This is a genomic window from Roseovarius sp. CAU 1744, from assembly GCF_039839345.1.
GTDB lineage: Bacteria > Pseudomonadota > Alphaproteobacteria > Rhodobacterales > Rhodobacteraceae > Roseovarius.
In genome coordinates, this window is the sequence record NZ_JBDOQV010000015.1 from 1 (window position 1) to 6,441 (window position 6,441).

General features: G+C 48.0%; 7 protein-coding genes and 1 pseudogene. 4 read left to right on the top strand and 4 right to left on the bottom strand.

Going from position 1 to position 6,441, the window contains the following annotated elements:
- The 3 genes from AAFO92_RS22365 to AAFO92_RS22375 all read left to right on the top strand — a co-directional run.
- Window positions 1-189, top strand: a 189-nt coding sequence (locus AAFO92_RS22365) for a hypothetical protein (protein WP_347539148.1), incomplete at its 5' end; no start/stop codon positions are given.
- A 431-nt stretch (window positions 190-620) separates the two neighbouring features.
- Window positions 621-809, top strand: coding sequence for a hypothetical protein (locus AAFO92_RS22370; RefSeq protein ID WP_347539150.1), 189 nt, complete (start codon window positions 621-623; stop codon window positions 807-809).
- Window positions 810-920: 111 nt separating this feature from the next.
- Window positions 921-1,106, top strand: a complete 186-nt coding sequence (locus tag AAFO92_RS22375) for a hypothetical protein (RefSeq protein ID WP_347539152.1) — start codon at window positions 921-923, stop codon at window positions 1,104-1,106.
- Window positions 1,107-2,744: 1,638 nt separating this feature from the next.
- Here AAFO92_RS22375 and AAFO92_RS22380 read toward each other — a convergent pair.
- Together AAFO92_RS22380 and AAFO92_RS22385 are read right to left on the bottom strand one after the other, a co-directional pair.
- Window positions 2,745-3,125, bottom strand: coding sequence for a hypothetical protein (locus tag AAFO92_RS22380; RefSeq protein WP_347539154.1), 381 nt, complete (start codon window positions 3,123-3,125; stop codon window positions 2,745-2,747).
- Window positions 3,122-3,436, bottom strand: a complete 315-nt coding sequence (locus AAFO92_RS22385; protein ID WP_347539155.1) for a hypothetical protein — start codon at window positions 3,434-3,436, stop codon at window positions 3,122-3,124. The genes AAFO92_RS22380 and AAFO92_RS22385 overlap by 4 nt, the downstream gene beginning before the upstream one ends.
- A gap of 531 nt (window positions 3,437-3,967) precedes the next feature.
- Between AAFO92_RS22385 and AAFO92_RS22390 the strand changes: the two genes are divergently transcribed.
- A complete protein-coding gene (locus AAFO92_RS22390; protein WP_347539157.1) occupies window positions 3,968-4,201 on the top strand; it encodes a hypothetical protein in 234 nt (77 codons plus the stop codon).
- A gap of 78 nt (window positions 4,202-4,279) precedes the next feature.
- Here the strand turns inward: AAFO92_RS22390 and AAFO92_RS22395 are convergent, their stop codons facing one another.
- Together AAFO92_RS22395 and AAFO92_RS22400 are read right to left on the bottom strand one after the other, a co-directional pair.
- Window positions 4,280-4,966: an acyl-homoserine-lactone synthase gene (locus AAFO92_RS22395; protein ID WP_347539159.1), complete on the bottom strand. Its 687-nt coding sequence runs from the start codon at window positions 4,964-4,966 to the stop codon at window positions 4,280-4,282.
- Window positions 4,967-5,344: 378 nt separating this feature from the next.
- A pseudogene (locus AAFO92_RS22400) lies at window positions 5,345-6,125 on the bottom strand (IS3 family transposase); the annotation flags it as partial.
- Window positions 6,126-6,441 lie beyond the last annotated feature (316 nt).

Below are 6,441 nucleotides of genomic sequence, written 5' to 3' on the forward strand. Positions count from 1 at the left end.
AGCTCAAGCCACTGGTGCCCGTCGCCGGATAACCAGTCGGGCTGGCGGTGGATTGCCTCTTCAAATCAATTCGATAGCCAAAGCACGAGCGCCGTATACAACGAGTTTTTCAACGGAATCAGCCCTGACCGGAAGTGTCAAAATCTTGCTGCGTGCGCACGCAGCGCGCATTTCGCTGCAACGATATGAAATTTCATCCTGCCACGCAGCAGACGTTCATGTATGCGGCAGCTAACCCAGTTCGCGTCAGTTGAACGGTAAGGTCAATCGTTAACACCGATCTAACCAGCAGGAGTTCTATCAGCATCTCAACTATAAGTATGATTATGACCTCGACCCTGAACTTGAGGAACGGAAGCGCTTCTAGGGCATGATGCGATCACATAAAGCACATGCCAGGAAAACGCGTTACGATGCCCTCAAGGAATAGCTATAAGTGAAGCAGCAGATGCCTCGCTGAAACGCGTACCTTACAATCCGATGCAATCAAGCCGAACACATAATAACGGCGAATTCACGCCGATGTGACACAATATATGCTAACCTTAAGATATCATTAGGACTCTGTTAATAATGTTGATTCATTAAAACTAAAGTTTTTGCAACGTCAGGAATGCGACATGAACACTAATGAGATGCTCATCAGAACTATGAACGCAGCAAAAGAGGCTCGAAAGAAGGGTTTCTTAAATACGGCGGAAGCACTCGACGAAATCGGGGAGCGCCTGTTGGGTCTTCTGGAGTCGCATGCACAACCACAGAGCGATTATTTGGTAGAGCCATCGTCAGAGTTGCATCATATGCACTGAAAACCCGACCTATACTTCTGCGACGAAGCAAGTTTATCTTTTGTTAACTGTTTTCCCTAAGGTTGTGCTGTGTGGTGAACTCGCCCAAATTACACCTAAGGAAAGCAAATCATGACGAGTTACAAAGACCTGCTTGTTTTGTTGAACGACCTAAAAAACTATGCAGATAAGAACAACTTCCCGGAAGCAGAAAAACTCATCTCCCGAGCCAGACAGGCGATGGACAAAGACTTCGGCAGCTCGTTTCGTCCAGTTCGAAGACCACAAAAGACTTCCGGAAACCGTGCGATGCAATAGTCAACGGCAGAGCAGTTCCCGTCGCATATGCGGGCCCTCATATGCACCTCCCTGTTAGACTGGCCCCGGCACCGTCCTGGGTCTACTTTTTGGTCCAGCGGTTTCGTCTGCAACTCAGCTTAGCCAGCCTTTGCGAACCAATGGCTAGGATCTTAGATAATAGTTCCTGTCGCCGTGGTAAATTGTAGTCCCACTGTAGTGAATTGCGCCCGAGACATCTACTTCCCATACGTTTTCTTATAGACTTAGAGCTGTTCCTGACTGACACTCGAAAGGGCTTTGTGAATGATCGGTCAGGCTTCAAGATGCTTCCTAGAGGCGTACGACCTAGCGTCTAGCTTTTTGGCCGACGAGAATGCACTTGGCACAACGCCTGCATACGTCTTCACTAACTTGGCTGCATTTGATGTTCAGGCCGCTGAAAGCGCATTCATATCAAAGGAATTTTCAAATGAGAGAAGCCCCGCAGAGGAGGCAGCGCGGGGCTTCGAAATCACTACACTCGTTCTGTTAGTAACATCTGTAATCAACCACAGAAGAATGAATCTTCAGTTACCAATAACGGAGAAATGGTCATGCCCAAGACCAAGAAAGAATTGGAGGCTGCATATCATTTCAGCATCTGCTCCCACGTCGCCTCAAAGGCGGAGACGGAACTGTTCAAGACAGTCATTGGCAGCAGAGATTGGTTATTCGACGTCCATACAAGCCGCGCAATTGAGCGAACCGTCGTATCATTGGGCTACTTAGCAGACTCTAGGTCAATAGCCGTCATGTTTTCGTGTCATTGGTTCGCTTTGCGGTAGCAACGTTCAAAATTTTACAACCCTTAATGATTGAGTAACCATTTCAATATCACCCTATGATTGCATGAATGAATGACAGGCAGAAAACTAATGATAGGAAGTGTAATTATCGCAATGTTTTCCGGGTCACTTTTGGCAATAACCCTCCTACTTGTGGGCTGGCCAGTTTGGGTGGCAATCTTGGCCTACATGGGTTGCGGAATGCTAGTGCTGGTATTCATGGCAACGCTAAAGCTGTTTCGGCGGTCAATAAGTAGAACAGCAAGGCTGATCGTGTCAGTCTTGAGCAGGCGGCAATATCAACGGGCCTACGCAACACCGAGGACGGTCGCGACGCTTTCGGATTCATACACCGATGGTAATGGGAGATAGCTTAATTGAGCCGAAGGCCTGATTAGACTGTCGAGAGTATTTTGGTCATAAGAACCTCAGAATTCGTCCACAACAGATCCTCAGTATGTCTCTATGCTAGAGGGCAGGAACTTGAATTAACCGCTAAGCCTCTGAAAAATTGGTGATCTGCCCAGGATTTCCCGCCGGTCTGTTGGAGTAGTCTGGTTGCTCTCACCTGATTTCACATGATCTGTTTCCAGGCACGCCGCATACTCAATGATTGGATGGCACTCTACAACAAGGAGCGGCCCCACCCCGCGCTTGGTCGGCTCACGCCAGTCGACGCATCTTGGGCAGGCTTGGAAGAGCGGGAAGCAGCATGAAACCTAAACCCGATATATCTAAGCAAATCTGTCTGAAAAGGTAAGAGCACTTCATGCCAAAATACTTTCCACCAGTCTCGCCGAGAGGCATTGTCTCCGCGCGTAGTAGCGATCAGCTAACCTTTTGTAACCTCTTTTGGGAGTCCAACCGTGAAAAACCTTTCATCTGTTTGGACCCAAAACTCAAGAACTCTTGAGCAAGTCGGTGTCGGGCCATATAGCTTTTCAACCGCGTAGACATCAGCTGAGAATACAGCAATGGCTCGGTAAAGCCCGATTATGAAGTCCACGTCTATTTCCTTTGACAGGGTTACTGGTTGTTCGAGTGCTGACGCGACGCAGATACAAGCAAACGCAGCTTCCAACGCTGGGGCATTCGGAAACTTTCTTACTGCTTCTCCGATTACCACGTTCGGAGGCGCACGTTCCATTGATAATGAACGCTCTGCCACAAACTCTTCAATTAGCGAAGAATAGCTTCCGGGAAGCAACGTCATCTAACCACCAGAACCTTCAGCCCACTAGAAATGGCAAGCGGTATTTCAATGAAGGATTGAACACATAATTTCTTATCGAAGGCAACGCGCGCTTGCCGGGTCGAGGCAAACTGCGACCCTGTAACTCGGAACCCGTTTGACGCAAGCAATTCTAATTGCTCAAAGCTTAACCTGCGTTTTTTTTGCACTCTGACCAAGCGACCAAAAAAAATCTGCAGATCACCGCTAACGTTCAGGAAGTTTCCAATGTCAAATATTGTTTTTATTATATTTTTTTCAGATCTGCTTGGTGACAGAGTTAGTATACTCATTAAGGGTTTCCACTCGTATTTATACACCCGAAAACAACAACTAGTGGCGTTAGGAAGTCAAACCATACGTGCCAACTGCTGAATCTTAAGCGGTTTTCGCGATTTCGGAAAGATGTACCACTGAGAGATTTTAAGTCGGGCAGAAAGCTCAAGTTGGGTTTGTTGCGCAAATAGCGATTAACAATTGAATCAATGACTACTGTTTCACACGAGAGCTGTTCAGTTTGGAGTTTCTTCGCAGTTTCTGTGTTTTGAGAAGCATTCGGGTTGATTGTACCCAAACTGGAAATTCTCCGTTCGTGCCCATTTAACCGAGTTCCGATCGCGCTGATCCTTTCGCTCACCTTAAATTTATGAAGGCAAAGGGTACGTGTTTCAGAAACAATTCCTGCCCTTTGATTGCATCGGCAAATAATTCTGTATCAGGATAAATTATTTGAAATTTTCATGTTGAATGTCAGCAGGAATTGCAGCTGTAGTTCTAATACCAGATTCCGCGTTTACCTCGAAGCTAAAGCAAAAGGTTCTTGTATGTCAAAGATAGAAGATCTGACCGCAGAGCTCTGCGATCAGTTGATGCAGAAGGCATCTGCCGGTGATCTGGAGAGTGTTAAGAAAACGGTGGTGATGCTCATCGAGTATGCCGCATATGAAGTCGCCCGACATCGACATTCAAATGCTTCAAGCATACTATTCTGTGTTGCGAAAGAGTGTGAAAATATCCTCCCGGGCAATGTCAGAGGAGCTCGTATAGAGGCCGGTTGATCAGGTTTCTACCCTGCTGGCATCGCTCGGTGCACTGGCAACGCACGTGCGCGCTATTTCTTGCGAAACGTTCATGTATCAACATCTCATTCGATACGTTGTGCTTCGATGGCCCGCTGGCAATGCCGCCGCGTTACTTGTAACCGGGAGCGGGTCTAACATTGGCTCGCTAGCTTCAAAACTCCAAGTTAACTCTTGGGTAGTTACTCTAGCCCTTGTCAAAATTCTTTCGTAGCTTTCTTGATCGAACTGCCACAGGCCCACACCAATGTTTCCATTATGAGTTTTCTGTTTTCCCAATATTGTGGGTGATGCATCAAGAGCGCGGTATATCCGTTGCATCTTTTCGTCAAAAACTCCGACAAAGTGGTCAATACAGAATTCCTTCATGAGAAAGGCACCGGCTGCCAGAAGCTTCGCCGCCACCAGCCTCTCCGCCGTTGGCGCTACACAAAACCTAGTACACTCCCAAATGTACGGACTCCTAATCTCGACTCCATCTGTCAGCTGCAGAAAATGATCATTGACCATCGTTTTGCCGGTCGTTGGGAGTAACCTTAGAGAACCTTCGTGTTCACCGTCGAAGTCTTCCAGTATGATATAAAGTGGATTTATGGCATCATACTCATCGTGTTCTTCACCCCATTCATTTACGTCAACATTCCATTGCAAGCGAGTGAAAAACTGGGCTGTTCTATGAAGATGCATGCTTCTCTTTAACTTTTTGAGAGAAGTTAGCTGCGAACCATTTACAAACCTTATCAAGGTGATACCTCCGGGTGTGTTTATGACCCAGTTTTTTCATACGAAAGTGAAAAATTAGTTTTGATTGAGATCAGTTCCTTCGTTTTTTTGCTATTGGCGGTATGCTGCTCCCCGAGGGCTTCCGGAATTTAGCGGCATAATGAGCTAACTGAAAATAACCCTCCTTAAGAAAACTGGCCCACCGCAATGTTTAGAGAACGGATAATCGTGAATCACAACCAGGCGATCAAAGCCAGAAGAGCTTGTCTCGGAATTACTGCAGTTTGAACTAGACGTTGCCCCCTGATTCGGGCCGCTCAGGTATAGAATCCGTTTCTGTTTTGACCTGCTACCCATGTTTGGACCGCCCGGCTGGAAATTTTCTGGAGGGTGGTGAGCTCAGGGCGATTGGGGTTCACCTGAACCGTTCATTTGCATAATCCGAGGGTTGTGACCGATCGCGCCGTGGAGTCGGGCTACGTTGTAGTCTCTGCGCCAAGCCTCTATTTTTGTTCGTGCGTCGTTAAGGCTCATAAATCAATGCGTGTTGAGGCATTTCGCACGGAACTTACCGTTGAAGTTTTCCATGAACGCGTTGTCTGTCGGCTCGCCAGGCCGAGAGAAGTCCAGTACCACACCCTTCTGATATGCCCACAGATCAAGGTTACGAGACACAAATTCGGCCCCCTGATCCACACGGATGGATTTCGGATAGCCAGTTCTGGTGCAAATACGTTCAAAGGTTTGCGCGAAATCTTCACGGCGATAGCTGAACCGTGGATCGGTTGCCGGTGAGAAGCGCGAGAACGTGTCCACAATGGTCAGAACCCTGAACTATCTACCCCTCACCAGCTGGTCATGCACTAAATCCGTGGCCTAAGTTTCATTGCTTCTGGTTGCCTCAGTGCGATCCTCGCGCAGCTGGCCTGCACCCTGGGCTTAGGCGTCTTGTTCGCAGTTGCAGCCCCATCTCGTTGTAAAGGAGGTCGTTCTTCTTGGCATTCACCTTCCAGCCCTCCCGGCGCAGAAGGACGTAGATGCGTCTGTACCCATAGCGCACACGCGTCTCCGCGATTTCGTTAATGCGTTTCTTAAGTTCGGCCTGCTCGTCACCATGCGGTCGGTAACGATACGTCGACCATTGCGCCTGAAGAACACCGCAGGCGCGGCGAATGCTAATACGAACCCATTTTCGATTGGGCTGCCCGGCCATCTCGGTTTCGAGAATTTGCACTTCTCTAAAGGACATTATACTGTAGCAAATTCCTTCAACAAGAGTGGTCACATTGGACGGCCAAATTTAGGATTTAACTCGGCGCAACTACAGGTAAGTTGCACCGAATCTAGACTTGGCTGGATGCCATTTACGCGAAGTCGAATACATCGACGGTGACAGTGGCACGGGTAAGCTGACCATTGTCATCCGCCGTCCAGTAATCAAACGTGTCGGTCCCCTCGTAATCGCCGAAAGGCGTGTAGACCAGTTTGCCGTCATC

Coding starts and splice junctions, on each gene's coding strand:
- AAFO92_RS22370 (WP_347539150.1), top strand. CDS start 621: ATGAACACTAATGAGATGCTCATCAGAACTATGAACGCAGCAAAAGAG.
- AAFO92_RS22375 (WP_347539152.1), top strand. CDS start 921: ATGACGAGTTACAAAGACCTGCTTGTTTTGTTGAACGACCTAAAAAAC.
- AAFO92_RS22380 (WP_347539154.1), bottom strand. CDS start 3,125: ATGACGTTGCTTCCCGGAAGCTATTCTTCGCTAATTGAAGAGTTTGTG.
- AAFO92_RS22385 (WP_347539155.1), bottom strand. CDS start 3,436: ATGAGTATACTAACTCTGTCACCAAGCAGATCTGAAAAAAATATAATA.
- AAFO92_RS22390 (WP_347539157.1), top strand. CDS start 3,968: ATGTCAAAGATAGAAGATCTGACCGCAGAGCTCTGCGATCAGTTGATG.